We start from the raw sequence: 16,267 nt of genomic DNA, 5'->3' as shown, positions 1-16,267 counted from the left end.
ACGCTTCTGGCTTCACGAGTCGAGCTCGACCACCAGGTGCCGAATGCCGGTGTGGCGGTTACTGCGGGTCCATTCGACGGGCTTGACCAGGCGCGCCGTGCCGAATCTGGCCAGCAGCTCCTCGAACAGCACCCGCAACTCGAGCCGGGCCAGGTTCGCACCGAGGCAGTAGTGCACACCCTGGCCGAAACCCAAGTGCGGATTGGGTTTTCGCGTGACGTCGAAGACATCTGCATGTGCGAACACCGCGGCGTCCCGGTTCGCCGAGCCCTCCCAGATCTGGACTTTCTGCCCGGCTTCGATATCGCAGCCGCCCAAGGTCACCGGGCGGGTTGCGGTGCGCCGCTTGGATGGCGACGGGGATGTCCAGCGCACCATCTCCTCGATCGCGGTCGGCAGCAGCGACATGTCCGCACGCAACAACGCCAGCTGTGCGGGGTTCTCGATCAACGCCAACAGCCCGCCCGCCACCGAGTTGCGGGTGGTCTCGGCGCCCGCACTGAACAGCAGGCTGAAGAACAGATACAGCTCCAGGTCGGACATGTCCGCGTCGGTGGCATTGGCGACCACCGACAACATGTCGTCGGTGGGCTCGGCGCGTTTGGCCGCGATGAGTTCCTGCCCATAGGCATACATCCGCGAGCCGGCTTCCTCGGCCGACATCTGCCCCACCGACGCCGTCCGCGAACCGCCGAAGTCGAACTGCGGCTCGATCGCGTGAAACAACCAATGCCGTTCGGATTCGGGCACTCCCAGCAGAATGCAGATCATCTGCATGGGCAGTTCGGCGGCCACGTCGACCAGGAAGTCGAATGGTTCGCCTGGCACGACACCGTCCAGCAGACGACGTGCCCGGGCACGCAGATCGTCCTCGACCCGTTTGATCATCCGCGGGGTCAGTCCGGAGCTGACCAGCCGGCGGATCTCGGAATGCCGCGGGTCGTCCATCATGTTGAGCACCTGGCCCGCGATGGCCAGATCCTGCAGCAGGGTCCCGCCGTAGGGCCGCGAGCCGCCGGTCACCGACGAGAATGTCGCCGGATCACGCAGTACCGCAAGGGTTTCGGCGTATGTCGCGACCGACCAGAAGCCTTCGCCGTCGGGGGTGTGCTCGGTGGGCTCGTGCCAATACACCGGCGCCTGCTGCCGATGCTGCTCGAACAACGCATGCGGGAAACCGTCGGCGAAGTTGTCCAGGTCGGTGAGGTCGGCCGGCATCACAGCGTCACAAGATCGCGCCCGACGTGTACTTGGCGGCCTCGGGGTAGCGGCTCACGAGGTCGTCGACCGCCGCGACGACGCCGTCGACCTGGGCGCCCGCCGCGCCGGTGAACGCCTGCTTGTCGGCGAGTGCGGCCTCAAGCGCCGCGCGATCCAGCGGCAGCCGCGGATCGGCTGCGAGCCGGTCGAGCAGATCGGGTTCCTGGCCTTTCTCCCGCATGGCCAGGGCCACCGCGACGGCATGTTCCTTGATGACCTCGTGCGCGGCTTCGCGGCCGACGCCCGCGCGAACCGCCGCGATCAGGATCCGCGTGGTTGCCAGGAACGGCAGATAGCGGTCGAGCTCCCGCTGGATCACCGCCGGGTAGGCGCCGAACTCGTCGAGCACGGTCAGGAAAGTCTCGGTCTGCCCGTCGATCGCGAAAAACGCGTCGGGCAGCGCGACACGACGCACGACCGAACAGAACACGTCGCCCTCGTTCCACTGCGCACCGGCCAGTTCGGCGGCCATCGAGGCGTATCCGCGCAGTACCACCTGCAACCCGTTGACACGTTCGCAGGAGCGCGTGTTCATCTTGTGCGGCATGGCCGACGAGCCGACCTGGCCGGGCGCGAAGCCCTCGGTCACCAGCTCGTGGCCGGCCATCAGCCGGATGGTGTGCGCGAGTGACGACGGACCCGCACCCAGCTGAACCAGAGCCGACACCACGTCGTGGTCGAGCGACCGCGGATAGACCTGTCCGACGCTCGTGAAAACCTCTGTGAAGCCGAGGAATTCAGCGACTCGGCGTTCCAGTTCGGCGAGCCGGCCGACATCGCCGTCGAACAGGTCGAGCATGTCTTGCGCGGTACCCATCGGCCCCTTGATCCCGCGCAGCGGGTACCGGTCGATCAGCTCACGCAGGCGCGTGAGCGCGATCAGCGTCTCCTCGGCGGCCGACGCGAACCGCTTGCCGAGGGTCGTGGCCTGCGCGGCGACGTTGTGACTGCGCCCGGCCATGACCAGATCGCGGTAGACCACCGACCGCTCGGCGAGCCTGGCCACCACCGCGACGCCGTGGGAGAACACCAGCTCGAGCGAGCGGCGGATCTGCAGTTGCTCGACGTTCTCGGTGAGGTCGCGGCTCGTCATGCCCTTGTGCACGTGCTCATGGCCGGCCAGCGCGTTGAACTCTTCGATGCGCGCCTTGACGTCGTGACGGGTCACGCGCTCGCGCGCGGCGATCGAGGCGAGGTCGACGTTCTCGAGCACGCGCTCGTAGTCTTCGACCACCCCGTCGGGCACCGCGACCCCGAGTTCGGCCTGCGCGCGCAGGACGGCGAGCCACAGGCGGCGCTCGGCGATGATCTTGGCCTCGGGCGACCAGATCGCGACCATCTCGTCGCTGGCGTAGCGGTTGGCCAGAACATTCGGAATCGTCACGAACACACAGCTTACGGGGCGGGTGAGGCAGTCTTGAGACATGCACTTCATCGGCCTGGACCTCGCCTGGGGCGAGCGCAAGCCCACCGGCGTCGCCGTCGTCGACGAGGACGGCCGGCTCGTACACGTGTCGGCTCAGACCGACGACGCCAGCATCATGGCCGCGGTCAAGCCGTTCACCAGCGACGATTGTGTGGTCGGCATCGACGCGCCGCTCATCGTGACCAACCCGACCGGCAACCGTCCCGGCGAGGCCGCCCTCAATCGGGATTTCCGCGCGTTCGAAGCGGGCGCGCACCCGTCGAACACCGGAAAGCCCGAGTTCGCCGACACTCCGCGCGGGGCCCGGCTCGCGACGGCGCTCGACCTGGACCTCGATCCCCACACCGCGCGGACCCGGCGGGCGCTCGAGGTGTATCCCCACGCGGCATCGGTCGCGTTGTTCCGTCTGGGCCGCACGCTGAAATACAAGTCGAAGCCGGGGCGCACGTTCGAGCAGTTGCGGTCGGAGCTGTTGCGGCTGATGGAGCTGATCGCCGGTTTGCGGCACGCCGAGGTCGCGCTGCAGGTCGCGGGCAACGAGCAGTGGCAGGAGCTGTATCAATCCGTGGAGGCCGCGACGACCAAGAGCGAGCTGCGGCGTGCCGAGGATCCGGTCGACGCGGTGTTGTGCGCGTACGTCGCTTTGTACGCCACCAGGAGGCCCGACGACGTCACGATCTACGGCGACGTCGACACGGGCTACATCTTGACGCCGACGCTGCCGGAGGATTTGACGCCGCATTCCGCGATGCCGCCCGCGGTTGCCGAGTACGCGGCGCGTCGCCCGGCCCTGGTGACGGCCACCGGGCACTACCTCGAGTTGGTGACCGGCCTGCTCGACGATGCGGGTATCAACTACCTGAGCATCACCGGGCGCACCAAGAGCGTGGAGTCGTTCGCGGCCAAGGTCACCCGTACCGTCAACGGCGAGCCGATGTACACCGACCCGCTGGTGGAGATCACCGATCAGGTTGGCTTGCGGGTGATCACGTACCTGCGCGAGGACGTCGACGCGGTCGCCAATCTGCTCGCCGAGGAGATGCGGCTGCTCGACGACCGCGACATGGGCGCCGAGACCGCACGCGAGGGCCGATGGGGTTATGCCAGTAGGCATCTGCTGATCGGCGTCGAAGGCGAGCAGCAGCCCGCCTCGATCCAGGTCCGCACGGTCCTGCAACACGCCTGGGCGGAGTTCGAGCACGATGTGCGCTACAAGGGATCGATTCCGGCCGAACACGTCACCGAGTTGGACCGGCGATTCACCCTGGCGGCCGGGCTACTGGAGCTGGCCGACCGCGAGTTCACCGAAATCCGGGAACGGCTGCGCACCACCATGACCGAGGACGAAACCGACTTCTCGACCGATTCGCGCATCCCGACGCCCGTGCTGGCCACCTACCTCGGGAACCGCTACGCCGACGCCGGTTGGTCGCGCACCGATCACTACGGGTGGATCTCCGGGCTGCTCCTCGAGCTCGGCATCACGTCGCTCGACGCGTTGACGGCGGTGCTGGACTCCGTCGACGCCGATGAGATCAACCGCGTCATGGATTACCGGTATCCGCCGGGCGCAGTGCGCCGCCTCGACGACGCGCTGCTGGCCGTGTTCGGCGATCGCTACGTGGGCCTACAAGGCAATTCGCATCGAATCCCACTGTTGCAGAACCGGATCGGACGGCTGCGCGGCAAGCCTTAAGGCGCGTCGCTCAGATGGGTCGGATCGATCACGCCGGGCCCGCGAATTCCGAGTTGCCGGTTGATCGCCATGGTGATGAGGAACAGCACGATGCCGATGACGATCAGCGCGAGCGCCAGGAAGTACTGTTGCGCAGGCCGGCCGGAGGTCGGCAACACCAGGTACAGCGACGCGACGAAGCCGATCACCGGCAGGATCGTCGGGGTCTTGAAATGACTGCCGTCCTCGCGAACGTCGCGGCGCAGCACCAGCACCGCGACGTTGACGGTGGCGAACACCGCGAGCAGCAGCAGCGAGGTGGTGCCGCCCAGTACGGATATGGCGTTGCTGCTCGCGAATGCCGAGACGTAGAAGATCAGCCCGAACGCGATCAGGGTGGTGAATGCGATTGCGACCCAAGGGGTGCGGCGCCGCGGGGCCACGGTCCCGAGCACCGGGGGCAGCACGTGCTGGCGGGCCATGCCGTAGATGAGCCGGCTGGCCATCAACATGTTGATGAGTGCGGTGTTGGACACTGCGAACATCGAGATGATCGGCAGGATCTGCTGGAACGGCAGTCCGGGCGCGGCCGTTTCGACCACCTTGACGAGCGGTGAGTTGGCTGCGGCGAGTTCGCCGACCGGCACAAGTGCCACCGCGATGACGGCGACGACGACGTAGACGACACCGGCGATTCCCAGACCGGAGAGCAGCACCTTGGGGAAGATCCGTACCGGATCCTTGGTCTCCTCGGCCATATTGACGGAGTCTTCGAAACCGACCATGGCGAAGAATGCCAGCGACGTCGCGGCGGTGACCGCGAGGAAGGCGTTCTTCTCCTCGGCGGTCTCGAACGCGACGACGCGCGCGAAGTCGACGTCGGCACCGCTGAGAATCGCCCACAGCCCGACGAGGATGACGATGGCCAGGCCGGTGATCTCGATGATGGTGAGAATGACGTTGAGCACGACGCTTTCGGTGACGCCACGGAGGTTGACCGCCGCGATCACCGCCATGAACAGCAGCGCGATCAGGACGACGCCGATCTTCTCCCAGCTGAAGATGTGATTGAAGATCTGCTCGATGGCATCGAAGAAGCTCACCGCGAAGAACCGCGAAGCGGTTGAGGCAGAGGTGATTCCGGAACACATCACCACGAACGCCACGAGGAACGTCACGAATTGGATTCCGAAAGCCTTGTGCGCGTATAACGCCGCACCGGCGGCCTGCGGATATTTGGTGACCAGTTCGAGATAGCTGAACGCGGTGATGGTCGCGATGAGGAATGCGACCAGGAACGGAAGCCATGCCGCGCCACCGACTTCCTTGGCCACCTGACCCGTCAGGGCGTACACACCCGTACCGAGAATGTCTCCTACGACGAACAACAGCAACAGGCCCGGGCCCATCACGCGCCGCAACTGCGGCTGCTGCTCAACGGTTTCTGGTTGAGACATACCCCCTCCTTCGCTCGGTCAGACGCGTACCGCCCGATCGTCGACGGGCGCGAGCACGTCGATCACATCGATCAGCGTGGCACGTGCACTGGCCCGTGGCCCGTCCCCGTCGTCCACCAGCGATGCAACCACGGCTCCGTCGACCGCGCACACCAGAGCGGTGACCAGCTCGGCCCGGACCGAACGTCCGGACCGTTCCACCACCTCCACGACCGCGTCAGTGCGCTGCTGCAGTATTCGGCGCTGGATGTCACGTAAGCCGGGTTGCCGTGCGCACGCGATGTACCGCTCGTACCGGGAGATCAACTGCTCGGTGATGCGCGTTTCGGGCGACTCGCCGACCAAGAGATCCACCAGGATGTCGGCCGTCGACTCGGCGCCGCGACGGCGCCTCGACAGTGCGGCGACCCCCGCTTGCAGCTGCTCGGCTTCCCGCGTCCCGATGTACTCGACCGCCTTGGCGATGAGGTCGTCCAGCGAGGAGAAGTAGTACGTCGTCGACGCCAGCGGCAGGCCCGCGCGCCGTGCCACTGCGCGGTGCCGGACGGCGTCGAAGCCGCCCTCGCACAGCAAGTCTGCGGCCGCCCTGACGAGGGCGTACCGCCGACGCTCCCCCTTAGGAGTGACCGCTGCCGTCACCTTGATCATGCTGCCAGGATGACCCGCGTCACATGGGGCTTTCGGCCAATCATCAGGCTTTACTCAGGTTTTGCACCGCCGATTGTGCCATTGGTCGCTGCGGGTCTCGGCGATGGCAAGATGGCCCGCATGCCTACCTTGAGCCGTCGCGCGGTGCTGCGCCTTGGCGTCGGTGCCGCCGCCGGTGCCGCAGGCGCCTTGGCCCTCGGGTCGGGCCCCGCCGCGGCCGCGCCGACGTATGTCACGGGCTCGTTCGTGTCGGCCGCGCGTGGTGGCGTCAACACGAATTGGGCCGTCGCCCGCCCGCCGGGCCAGACCGGCGCCCTACGCCCCGTGATCGCACTGCACGGCAAGGGCCAGGACGCCGCGGGGGTGATGGCGGGCGGGGTCGAACAGGGCCTGGCCGAAGCGGTCGCGGCAGGGCTGCCGCCGTTTGCCGTCGTCGCGGTCGACGGTGGCGGAAGCTATTGGCACAAACGGGCATCCGGTGAGGACTCGGGCGCGATGGTGTTGGACGAGTTGATCCCCATGCTCGGCGAGCAGGGTTTGGACACCTCTCGGGTGGCGTTCCTCGGCTGGTCGATGGGCGGCTATGGCGCGCTGCTGCTGGGGTCGCGGATGGGCCCGGGCCGCACCGCCGCGATCTGCGCCGTCAGCCCTGCGCTGTGGACATCATCCGGCGCGGCCGCACCCGGCGCCTTCGACAGCGCCGAGGATTACGCCGCCAACAGCGTGTGGGGTGCGTCAGCGCTCGGGTCCATTCCGATCCGGATCGACTGCGGCAGCAGCGATCCGTTCTATTCGGCGACCAAGCAGTTCATCGCACAACTCCCCAATCCGCCCGCCGGCGGCTTCTCCCCCGGTGGGCACGACGGCGGGTTCTGGAGTTCTCAGTTGCCCGCCGAGCTGACGTGGATGGCGCCGCTGCTCGTCGCCTAGACGCTGATCCGCCCCTCGGCCGCGGCCAGACCGATATCGGTACGGAAGTGGCTGCCCGGCAACCGGATTGACTTTATGAGCGTGTAGGCGGCATCGCGCGCGGCAGGCAGGTCCGCACCGGTGCCGACCACCGAAAGCACGCGGCCGCCGGAGGACACCACCGCCCCGTCGTCGCGGCGGGCGGTACCCGCGTGCAGCACGCCGTCGGCCTCCGATCCGTGGATGACGTCACCGACACGGGGACGGCCGGGATAGTTCTCGGCCGCGAGCACCACTGTGACGGCGTACCCGTCGCGCCACTGCAGTTCCCCGAACGACGCCAGCTGACCGGTCGCGGCCGCCCGCAGGAGTTGCCCGAGCGGCGATTCCAGCAGCGCCAGCACCGACTGAGTCTCGGGATCGCCGAAGCGGCAGTTGAATTCAACCACCGCGGGGCCGTTGCTCGTGATCGCCAGGCCGGCGTAGAGCAGGCCGGAGAACGAGCTGCCGCGCGTAACCAGCTCGGCCGCAACGGGTTTGACGATCTCCTCGACGATCTGGGTGGTCACCGATTCGGGCAGCCAGGGCAGCGGCGCGTAAGCGCCCATACCGCCCGTGTTGGGCCCGGTGTCGCCGTCTCCGACGCGCTTGAAGTCCTGGGCGGCCAGCAGCGGCACCACCGTCTCGCCGTCGACGACGCAGAACAGCGATACCTCGGGGCCGTCCAGGAAGGATTCCAGCAACACGGGGTGACCCGAGTCGAGCAGGCTCGCGGCGTGCGCCCGCGCGGCGTCGCGGTCGGCGCTGACCACCACACCCTTGCCTGCTGCGAGGCCGTCGTCTTTGACCACCCAGGCTGCCTGGCCGGCAGGTGGCCCGAACCGGTCCAGCGCGGCGTCGAGGTGGGCCGGGTTGTCGACGATCTCACTACCCGCGGTGCGCACTCCGGCCGCGGCCATGACGTCCTTGGCGAATGCCTTCGACCCTTCGATGCGCGCAGCGTCCTTGGTCGGGCCGAAACAGGCGATTCCGGCGGCGCGCACGGCGTCTGCCACCCCGAGCACGAGTGGCACCTCAGGACCGACGACCACCAGGTCGCTGCCGATGCGCTGCGCCAGTTTCACGACGGCCTCGCCGGACGTGATGTCGACGTCGTACTGGTCGGCGATGACCTCGGTGCCAGCGTTGCCCGGGGCGACGGCCAATTCCTCGACCGCCGGGTCCCGGCGCAGAGCCAGCAGCAGGGCGTGTTCACGGGCACCGGATCCGATTACGAGGACGCGCACGGAGCTAAAGCGTAGTCCCAAGCCGCGGGCATACACTTGACGCCGAGGTGTATGGTCTGACTATGACGCAGAGCACATGTCCGTTCGGGCCCGGCAGCGATGTCCCCCCAGTCGCTCCGCTCCTACCCCCGGGGATCGACTTCACCGACCCCGACGTCCTCCTACAGGGAATCCCGGTGCGGGAGTTCGCCGAGCTGCGCAAGACCGCCCCGGTGTGGTGGAACGAGCAGGGCGAATCGATCTTCAACGACGGCGGTTACTGGGTGATCAGCCGCCATGCGGACGTCAAGGCCATCTCCCGCAACAGCGGGGACGTATGGTCAACGAACGCCAAGGGCGCGGTCATGCGGCTGCCCGATGGCATCACCGCCGATCAGCTCGACCTGACCAAGGCGCTCCTGATCAACCACGACGCGCCCGAACACACCAGGCTGCGCAAGCTCGTCTCCCGGCTGTTCACCCCGCGCTCGGTCGCCGCCCTGGAAGAGAAGCTGGCGATCGCCGCCCGCGACATCGTCGCCGCCGCCAAGGAGAAAGACAGCGGCAATTTCGTCGACGACGTCGCGATGAGCCTGCCGCTGCAGGCCATCGCCGATCTGATCGGCGTCCCGGAGGAGGACCGGGAGAAGATCTTCCACTGGTCCAACTGCATCATGAACACCGACGACCCCGATTTCGACAGTGACCCGACGACGGCCAACGCCGAGTTGATGGGCTACGCCTACACCATGGCCGAGCAGCGCCGGAAGTGCCCGGCCGATGACATCGTCACCCGGCTGGTACAAGCCGATATAGATGGCGAGTCACTCCAAGACGTGGAGTTCGCGTTCTTCGTGATCCTGCTGGCGGTGGCCGGCAATGAGACCACGCGCAACGCGATGACCCACGGCATGAACGCATTTCTCGAAAACCCGGACCAGTGGGAGCTTTTCAAGCGCGACCGGCCCGACACCGCCATCGAGGAGATCATCCGGTGGGCGAGCCCGGTGCACTGTTTCCAGCGCACCGCCATGGTCGACACCGAGGTCGGCGGCGTCACCATCCGGGCGGGTCAGCGTGCGGGGCTGTTCTACAGCTCGGCGAACTACGACGAAGAGGTGTTCGACAACCCCTTCCAGTTCAACATTTTGCGTAACCCCAACCCGCACCTCGCGTTCGGCGGCAACGGCGCGCACTTCTGCATCGGTGCCAACCTGGCCCGGATGGAAATCAAGCTCATGTTCAACGAGATCGCCGATCAGATCCCCGACATCGCCAAGCTCGGCGAGCCGCAACGTCTTCGGTCGGGGTGGATCAACGGGGTCAAGGACCTGCAGGTCTCCTATCGGTAGCTGGACTACGATGCCGGGATGCGCACCCACGGCTGGGCCGGCTCAGCACCGGCTACTGACGACGAGGCCGTCGCGCGCATCCTGACCGCCGCCAGCAAGGCGATCGACGAGCGGGGCGCCGATTTCTCCATCGCCGACGTCGCGCGCACGCTCGGCGTCACGAGGCAAACCGTCTACCGGTACTTCCCCAGCACCGAGGCTCTGCTGGTGGCTGCCGCGGTGCATGCGGCAAGCGACTTCCTCGACCGGCTGGCCACCCATCTGCAGGGCATCACCGATCCCGTCGACGCGGTGGCCGAGGCGATCGCCACCGCGCTCGAGTGGCTGCCCAAGGACAAGCACATCGGCCTGCTCATCGCTCCGGGTCGCCCCAACGCGCACACCGAATCGGTGACGTCGGACGTGGCCGTGGACTTCGCGCGGGCGATGTTGCGCAAGTTCGACGTGGACTGGGCCGGCCTGGGTTACCGCGACGCCGACCTCGACGAGCTTGCCGAACACCTGCTGCGGATCATCCAGTCGTTCGTCATCGACCCGGGCCGGCCACCGCGCACCGGTGAGGCGCTGCGCGACTATCTGCGGCGCTGGGTGGGCGCGGCCGTCGTGACGACGGACCCCGCGAACAGCCGCTGACGCTTCCGAAATAGAGCGATATCGCCCGCGATATCGCAGTTGAAAACCGTGTCCGCACTTCCGGACAGGTACGGATGTGGCGGATGTGACGCCGGAGTCGTCACACCACCGTCAACGGCAACGACTTCCTCGGCTCGAACTGGAACGTAGCACCGCCGCTCACCTTCGCCACCGCAACCTCGCCGAATTCCTTTGCCGGGGTCTCGCTTTCGAACACTCGCGCAGTCCAGTCGGACTCCGAGCCGATCACCTCGACGTTCAGACGAGGGTCGACGCCCGCGACGATCGCCTGCAGCGGACGTGTCTCGCCAGGCGTCACGAGCGACACCCACGCGCCGTCCTCGTGCGCGGGGGAACGACGCACCGAGACTGTGTCGGGCCCGAATTCGGCGGTGACATAGGCCATCGGGTTCAGCAGCGGGTGGAGTTCGAGTACCCGGACCGCGCCCTCGATGCCGCCGGGCAGTTCCAGCGCCCGGTGGATGCGCTCGGCGCCCAGGCCTGCCACGCCGATCAGCTGCTTGGTGCAGATGTCGGCCGCGAGCGCGGTGTCCGCCTCGGCGCGCGCACCGACGGCGATGACGTACGACAGGTTGAGCAGATGCATCTGCAGGCACACCTCGTCGGCAATCCGGACCAGGGCGGAATGCGAGAACGCGGCGAAATCGAAATCCGACAGCAGCGGGCCGGAGTAGTCGGCCTGCCCCTCGTCGGACGGATCGATCGGATCGAGTTCGGTTTGGGCGGCGCGGGTTCGGCGGATCACGTCGAGGGCCGGAAGGTCGGGTACCTCGGGGTAGGACTCGTCGATGATCACGGTCCACGCGCAGTGCGGATGCCGGTCGGCGGGTGTGCGCGGCGGCCGGTGGATCGGCCGGATCTGGGCTTTGCGGTTGGTGGCCAGCGCCGTTGCGTCGAACGTGGGGTCCTCGATGTCGTGGCACATGCCGCGCACGTAATCCTCTCCCATCGGCTCGACATCGAGCAGGGCGCCGCAATGATCGAGGTGGAATTCACCGTGCCAGCGGTCGTGCACGGTGTAGCGGAAGTCCATGAACTGCGGCGGCGCACCGATGTCGAGCTGCAGACCCTTGAAGATCGTGATGACGTCGACGCCCTCGTAGTTCAGCGCCTTCTGCATGCGCTTGGTGTAGACGGGGCTGGCCGCCATCCATTCCTCGATGGCGATCTGCAGCATCTCTTCACGTCCGAAACTGCTGATGCACCAAGCCATTCCGGACCGGTCGATCATCTGGCCCATGAGCAGCAGCTCAGGCACCAGCTTGACCAACTGGTCGTGGGTTAGTGCCGCATACCTACTTGTCATCGAGCGTCGTCCCCGTATTCATCTTGACCGCGGCGTTCACGTTCGCGCGCCGGTCCTCGGCCTCGCCCTTCTCGGCCGCCTTGCGCCGCTTGGCCACCACCTTCGACACAGTGCCGTTGAGCGCAGAGCCGAGGGGGAAGCCGAGGTACTGGGTGAGGAATATCGCGATGTCCTTGAGCTCTTCCTCGGTGAACTCACCGTTGAGCAACGCGGCATTGACCTGGATCTCGGCGAGGTCCTGCAATCCGACGGCGGTCACCGCGGACAACGTCATGAGCCGCTTCTCGCGCATGGACAGCCCGGGTTTGGTCCAGATGGTGCCGAAAAGGTGGTCGACGGTGAGATCGAAGTACGGGTCTCCCTCGATGTTGGGCATCTCCCAGCCGTAAACCTCGTTCATCTTGGCCAGGCCCTTGGCCCGCAGTTCGTCCATACCTGTCACTCCTTCGTGTGCGGTACGCCCAGCCCGTCGGCGAGCCGCTGCAGGGCCACCTGAGCCAATGGAAGATCAACTCCGACAACGTCTCCCAGCCCGAGCGCCAAGCTGAGGTCCTTTTCACCGAGACCACGGGTGTGGGTGAACGCATCGTAGAGCCAGTGGTCGGGCGTCAACTGGGACATGTTGTCGCGCACCATGATGGCCCCCGGACCACCGGTCAGCGCATCGGTGTGCCGGACCACGCGGCCCAGCGCCTGCACGTCCAGCCCGGCGGCCTCGGCCAGCTTCATCGCCTCGCATGCCGCGGCGTAGGAGGTGAAGGTCAACATGTTGCGGGCCAGCTTCATCCGTGTCCCCGCGCCTGGCTCACCGGCATGGATCACCATAGACGCGAACTGCTTGAACGCCGGCTTGATTCGTTCATAGACGGGACGCTCGGCGCCGACCATGATCGCGAGCTCACCCTTCTCCGCGGCTCCCCCGCCGCCGCTGACCGGAGCATCGACGACGTGGATGCCCTGCGGTTTGAGCTGAGCTGCCAGCTCCACCGCCGTGGTGTCGCTGATCGTGGAGTGGATCGCGATGACGGTGTCGGGCTTGACCTTCGATGCCAGCTGCCCAACCACGTCGCGCACCTGCTCGTCGTTGAGCACGGTCACACTGATGATGTCGGCCTGAGCAACATCCGTGACATCGTCCGCCAAGGACGCACCCAGCTCGGCCAACGGCGTCATCGCCTCGGTGCGCACGTCGTAGACGATGACCCCGCCCGGCCACTCGACGAGCCGTTTGGCCATCGGCGCGCCCATGTTCCCAAGGCCGATGTATCCGTATCGCTGCGGAGTCATGACCGGATGATCTGTCCGCCGTCGACATTGAAGATCTGGCCCGTGATCCAGCTGGCCTGATCGGACAACAGGAACAGGCACATGCCGACCAGATCCTCTGGCTGCCCCATGCGCGACAGCGGAATGCCCTTGACGATGTCGGCGACCATCTCCTGCGGCGTGGTCGTCCGGTTGGCCTCGGTGTCGATCGGACCGGGTGCGATCGCGTTGATGCGGATGTTCTGACCACCCAGCTCGGTGGCCAGCTGCTGAGTCAGGCCGTTGATGCCGACCTTGGCCAGACCGTAGAAGTTGGAGTACAGCCATGCCGCGGTCGAGGACTGGTTGACGATCGCCCCGCCACCGCGCTTGGCCATCTTGCGGTACACCGCGCGGGTGCAGACGAGCGCGCCGTCGAGGTTCACGCTCATGAACTTCTTGTAGTAGTCCCAGTCGACCGTGAGCAGGAAGTCGAGCTTCATTCCACCGAAGATCGCGGCGTTGTTGACCAGGTAGTCGATGCCGCTGAACTCCGAAAGAGTCTGAGCGGCCATATCTTTGGCCGAGTCGATGTCGGAGACGTCGACCCGCACGGCGAGGGCGTTGCCACCCTCGCCCTTAATGCCGTCGACGACCTTCTGGGCGCCCTCGGCGTTGATGTCGGCAACCACGACCGCAGCGCCTTCGCGCGCGAGCGCCTCGGCGTACGCCTGCCCGATGCCACCGCCGGCGCCGGTGACGATGGCCACCTTGTTATCGAACTGTCCCATTCAGGTTCTCCTTAGTTAGCCAGCGTCGCAATGCATTTGATCTCGGTGTATTCCTCGAAGCCGGCCACGCCCATCTCCCGGCCGACCCCGGACTGTTTGTAACCGCCGAACGGAGCATCGGCCGAGTACCAGATGCCGCCGTTGACATTGACCGTGCCGACCCGCATCCGCGCAGCCACCGCCTGGGCGCGCTCGTCGTCGCTGCCGAAGACAGTGCCCGACAACCCGTAGGGCGAGTCGTTGGCAATCCGCACGGCATCGTCGTCGCCGTCGTGCGCGATCACCGTCAGGACCGGCCCGAAGATCTCTTCACGCGAGACGCGCGCGTTGTTGTCGAGCCCGGCGATCACGGTCGGCTCAATGTAGAAGCCGGTGTCCAGATCGGCGGGACGGCCACCGCCGCAGGCGAACCGGCCGCCCTCGGCGATCGCGAGGTCGAGATAGGACTGGACCCGATCACGCTGGCGGGCCGAGATCAGCGGCCCGCACACCGTGCGCTTGCTGTTCGGATCGCCCGGCTTGATCGACCCCAGGGTGGCCGCGGCGATCTCGACGGCCTCGTCGTAGCGGGCCCTCGGCACCACCAGGCGCGTGGTGATCGCACATCCCTGACCCGCGTGCATGGCCACCGTGAACGCCGACATCGAGCAGGCGCCTGCCAGATCGGCGTCGTCGAGCACCAGGAACGCCGACTTGCCGCCGAGTTCGAGGAACACCTTCTTGATGGTCAGCGCCGCGTCGGTCATCACCGCGCGGCCCGTCGCCGTCGATCCGGTGAACGAAACCATGTCCACTCGTGGGTCTTTCGACAGCAGTGCGCCCACCGAGTGATCGCTGGACGTGACGATGTTGACCACGCCCGGCGGGAAATCGGTCTGCTCGGCGATGATCTGGCCGACGGCGGCCGCCGCCCACGGGGTGTCCGGGGCCGGCTTGAGGATCAGCGTGTTGCCCGCCGCGAGTGCGGGGCCGACCTTCGCCAGGTTGATCTGGTGCGGGAAGTTCCACGGCGTGATCGCGCCGACGACACCGACGGCTTCACGCGCCACCACCCGGTTCGTCGGGATGCCCTGCGGTGTCGCATGGCCGAGATCGGTTCGCCACTCGTAGTTCTCGGCGGTGTCGGCCGAGAACGCGAGGTCGTCGATGGGGCCTTCCAGCTGAGCGCCCGAGGTGAGCATGCGCGGTGCGCCGACCTCCGAGATGGTCAGTTCCCGTAGCTCTTCGACGTTTTCGCGCATCGCATCCCGCAGCTGGCGCAGGCATCGCACCCGCAGCGCGGTGTTCGTCGACCAGTCGGTGTCGTCGAAGGCGCGCCGCGCCGCCTCGATGGCATTGCTCATGTCCTCGGCGGTGGCGTCGGCCGCGACGCCGAGGACCTCTTCGGTCGCGGGGTTGACGGTCTCGAACACGCCCCCGCCACCGCCGACGAGCTTGCCGTCGATGAGCAGTTGACTCTGGCGATCGGCCAGTACCGGCATCGGTGAACTCCACTTCACGAATTCTGGACAACTGTCCGGCTGTCTCGTTTCGAACGATAGTCCCCGACAATGTCGAGCCGCAAGGGTGTCCGGGCCGGCTGCGCGGGCGAGGCGTGAAAACAGCGTGTTGGCCTGGCATTACCACCGCCGCACTTGCCCGGCGAGCGCATCGTCGGATAACTTGGACATGTGTCCAGCGATGCAGTGGCCGCAGTCACAGGATCAGTCAACGAGACGCCGCGCAACCGACGCCAGGAGGAGACCTTCCGCAAGGTCCTCACCGCCGGGATCGAGATGCTGCGCGAATCGTCGTATGCCGATCTCACGGTGCGCGCCGTCGCGGCCCGCGCCAAGGTCGCGCCGGCCACGGCCTACACCTACTTCTCGTCGAAGAACCATCTGATCGCCGAGGTCTACCTCGATCTGGTGCGCCAGGTCCCCTACTTCACCGACGTCAACGACTCCATGATCACCCGGGTCGACAAGGCGGTCCGCGCGCTGACGTTGGTCGTCGCGGACGAGCCCGAAGTCGCCGCCGCCTGCACCACGGCTCTGCTGGGCGGCGGCAGCGATCCGGCGGTACGCACAGTCCGCGACCGCATCGGAGCCGAGATCCACAAACGGATCCGTTCAGCCGTTGGACCCGATGCAGATCCGCGCATCGTGTCGGCCCTGGAAATGACCTTCTTCGGGGCGCTGGTCAATGCCGGCAGCGGCGCCTTCACCTACCACCAGATCGCCGACCGCCTCACCTACGTGGTCGGCCTTCTTCTCGGAGATGAGAAAACCCCATGAACC

General features: G+C 66.8%; 15 protein-coding genes. 5 read left to right on the top strand and 10 right to left on the bottom strand.

Annotated features, from left to right (window positions below):
• Nucleotides 1-12 precede the first annotated feature (12 nt).
• Nucleotides 13-1,218 carry a cytochrome P450 gene (locus ACRCUN_RS18245; protein ID WP_462143033.1) on the bottom strand — a complete coding sequence of 402 codons (1,206 nt, stop codon included), beginning with the start codon at nt 1,216-1,218 and terminating at the stop codon, nt 13-15.
• A gap of 7 nt (nt 1,219-1,225) precedes the next feature.
• Nucleotides 1,226-2,644, bottom strand: a complete 1,419-nt coding sequence (gene purB / locus ACRCUN_RS18240; RefSeq protein WP_462143032.1) for an adenylosuccinate lyase — start codon at nt 2,642-2,644, stop codon at nt 1,226-1,228.
• 40 nt (nt 2,645-2,684) lie between these two features.
• Between purB and relZ the strand changes: the two genes are divergently transcribed.
• Nucleotides 2,685-4,382, top strand: a complete 1,698-nt coding sequence (relZ, locus tag ACRCUN_RS18235; RefSeq protein ID WP_462143031.1) for a bifunctional ribonuclease/(p)ppGpp synthase — start codon at nt 2,685-2,687, stop codon at nt 4,380-4,382.
• Here relZ and ACRCUN_RS18230 read toward each other — a convergent pair.
• Both ACRCUN_RS18230 and ACRCUN_RS18225 read right to left on the bottom strand, forming a co-directional pair.
• A complete protein-coding gene (locus ACRCUN_RS18230) occupies nt 4,379-5,818 on the bottom strand; it encodes an APC family permease (RefSeq protein WP_462143030.1) in 1,440 nt (479 codons plus the stop codon). The genes relZ and ACRCUN_RS18230 overlap by 4 nt on opposite strands.
• Nucleotides 5,819-5,836: 18 nt before the next feature.
• Nucleotides 5,837-6,466: a TetR/AcrR family transcriptional regulator gene (locus ACRCUN_RS18225; RefSeq protein ID WP_462143029.1), complete on the bottom strand. Its 630-nt coding sequence runs from the start codon at nt 6,464-6,466 to the stop codon at nt 5,837-5,839.
• A 111-nt stretch (nt 6,467-6,577) separates the two neighbouring features.
• On the opposite strand from ACRCUN_RS18225, the gene ACRCUN_RS18220 reads away from it, so the two are divergent.
• The gene (locus tag ACRCUN_RS18220) at nt 6,578-7,396 is read left to right on the top strand and encodes an alpha/beta hydrolase (protein ID WP_462143028.1); all 819 of its coding nucleotides are present in this window, start codon (nt 6,578-6,580) and stop codon (nt 7,394-7,396) included.
• Here the strand turns inward: ACRCUN_RS18220 and purD are convergent.
• The gene (gene purD / locus ACRCUN_RS18215; RefSeq protein WP_462143027.1) at nt 7,393-8,661 is read right to left on the bottom strand and encodes a phosphoribosylamine--glycine ligase; all 1,269 of its coding nucleotides are present in this window, start codon (nt 8,659-8,661) and stop codon (nt 7,393-7,395) included. The genes ACRCUN_RS18220 and purD overlap by 4 nt on opposite strands.
• 62 nt (nt 8,662-8,723) lie before the next feature.
• Here purD and ACRCUN_RS18210 point away from each other — a divergent pair, with 62 nt between their 5' ends.
• Entirely contained in the window at nt 8,724-9,992 is a 1,269-nt protein-coding gene (locus tag ACRCUN_RS18210; protein WP_462143026.1) for a cytochrome P450, read from the top strand.
• 18 nt (nt 9,993-10,010) lie between these two features.
• Nucleotides 10,011-10,625: a TetR/AcrR family transcriptional regulator gene (locus ACRCUN_RS18205; protein ID WP_462143025.1), complete on the top strand. Its 615-nt coding sequence runs from the start codon at nt 10,011-10,013 to the stop codon at nt 10,623-10,625.
• A gap of 100 nt (nt 10,626-10,725) precedes the next feature.
• On the opposite strand, the gene ACRCUN_RS18200 is transcribed toward ACRCUN_RS18205, so the two are convergent.
• The 5 genes from ACRCUN_RS18200 to ACRCUN_RS18180 are packed head-to-tail and all read right to left on the bottom strand — an operon-like array spanning nt 10,726 to nt 15,469.
• Nucleotides 10,726-11,952 carry a hypothetical protein gene (locus tag ACRCUN_RS18200; protein ID WP_462143024.1) on the bottom strand — a complete coding sequence of 409 codons (1,227 nt, stop codon included), beginning with the start codon at nt 11,950-11,952 and terminating at the stop codon, nt 10,726-10,728.
• Nucleotides 11,942-12,385 carry a carboxymuconolactone decarboxylase family protein gene (locus ACRCUN_RS18195; RefSeq protein ID WP_462143023.1) on the bottom strand — a complete coding sequence of 148 codons (444 nt, stop codon included), beginning with the start codon at nt 12,383-12,385 and terminating at the stop codon, nt 11,942-11,944. Before ACRCUN_RS18195 ends, ACRCUN_RS18200 begins: the two co-directional genes overlap by 11 nt.
• 5 nt (nt 12,386-12,390) lie before the next feature.
• Entirely contained in the window at nt 12,391-13,239 is an 849-nt protein-coding gene (locus tag ACRCUN_RS18190) for an NAD(P)-dependent oxidoreductase (RefSeq protein WP_462143022.1), read from the bottom strand.
• Nucleotides 13,236-13,988 carry an SDR family oxidoreductase gene (locus ACRCUN_RS18185; RefSeq protein ID WP_462143021.1) on the bottom strand — a complete coding sequence of 251 codons (753 nt, stop codon included), beginning with the start codon at nt 13,986-13,988 and terminating at the stop codon, nt 13,236-13,238. The genes ACRCUN_RS18190 and ACRCUN_RS18185 overlap by 4 nt, the downstream gene beginning before the upstream one ends.
• Nucleotides 13,989-13,999: 11 nt before the next feature.
• A complete protein-coding gene (locus ACRCUN_RS18180; RefSeq protein ID WP_462143020.1) occupies nt 14,000-15,469 on the bottom strand; it encodes an aldehyde dehydrogenase in 1,470 nt (489 codons plus the stop codon).
• Nucleotides 15,470-15,658: 189 nt separating this feature from the next.
• Here ACRCUN_RS18180 and ACRCUN_RS18175 point away from each other — a divergent pair, with 189 nt between their 5' ends.
• Complete coding sequence (locus tag ACRCUN_RS18175) at nt 15,659-16,264, top strand: TetR family transcriptional regulator (RefSeq protein ID WP_462143019.1); 606 nt, start codon at nt 15,659-15,661, stop codon at nt 16,262-16,264.
• Nucleotides 16,265-16,267: the final 3 nt, after the last annotated feature.

The organism is Mycobacterium venezuelense (genome assembly GCF_054919535.1).
This window is presented reverse-complemented; position numbering and strand designations above follow the sequence as displayed.

Coding starts and splice junctions, on each gene's coding strand:
- ACRCUN_RS18185 (WP_462143021.1), bottom strand. CDS start 13,988: ATGGGACAGTTCGATAACAAGGTGGCCATCGTCACCGGCGCCGGCGGT.
- ACRCUN_RS18220 (WP_462143028.1), top strand. CDS start 6,578: ATGGCCCGCATGCCTACCTTGAGCCGTCGCGCGGTGCTGCGCCTTGGC.
- ACRCUN_RS18190 (WP_462143022.1), bottom strand. CDS start 13,239: ATGACTCCGCAGCGATACGGATACATCGGCCTTGGGAACATGGGCGCG.
- relZ (WP_462143031.1), top strand. CDS start 2,685: ATGCACTTCATCGGCCTGGACCTCGCCTGGGGCGAGCGCAAGCCCACC.
- ACRCUN_RS18245 (WP_462143033.1), bottom strand. CDS start 1,218: ATGCCGGCCGACCTCACCGACCTGGACAACTTCGCCGACGGTTTCCCG.
- ACRCUN_RS18210 (WP_462143026.1), top strand. CDS start 8,724: ATGACGCAGAGCACATGTCCGTTCGGGCCCGGCAGCGATGTCCCCCCA.
- ACRCUN_RS18205 (WP_462143025.1), top strand. CDS start 10,011: ATGCGCACCCACGGCTGGGCCGGCTCAGCACCGGCTACTGACGACGAG.
- ACRCUN_RS18225 (WP_462143029.1), bottom strand. CDS start 6,466: ATGATCAAGGTGACGGCAGCGGTCACTCCTAAGGGGGAGCGTCGGCGG.
- ACRCUN_RS18195 (WP_462143023.1), bottom strand. CDS start 12,385: ATGGACGAACTGCGGGCCAAGGGCCTGGCCAAGATGAACGAGGTTTAC.
- ACRCUN_RS18230 (WP_462143030.1), bottom strand. CDS start 5,818: ATGTCTCAACCAGAAACCGTTGAGCAGCAGCCGCAGTTGCGGCGCGTG.
- ACRCUN_RS18180 (WP_462143020.1), bottom strand. CDS start 15,469: ATGCCGGTACTGGCCGATCGCCAGAGTCAACTGCTCATCGACGGCAAG.
- ACRCUN_RS18200 (WP_462143024.1), bottom strand. CDS start 11,952: ATGACAAGTAGGTATGCGGCACTAACCCACGACCAGTTGGTCAAGCTG.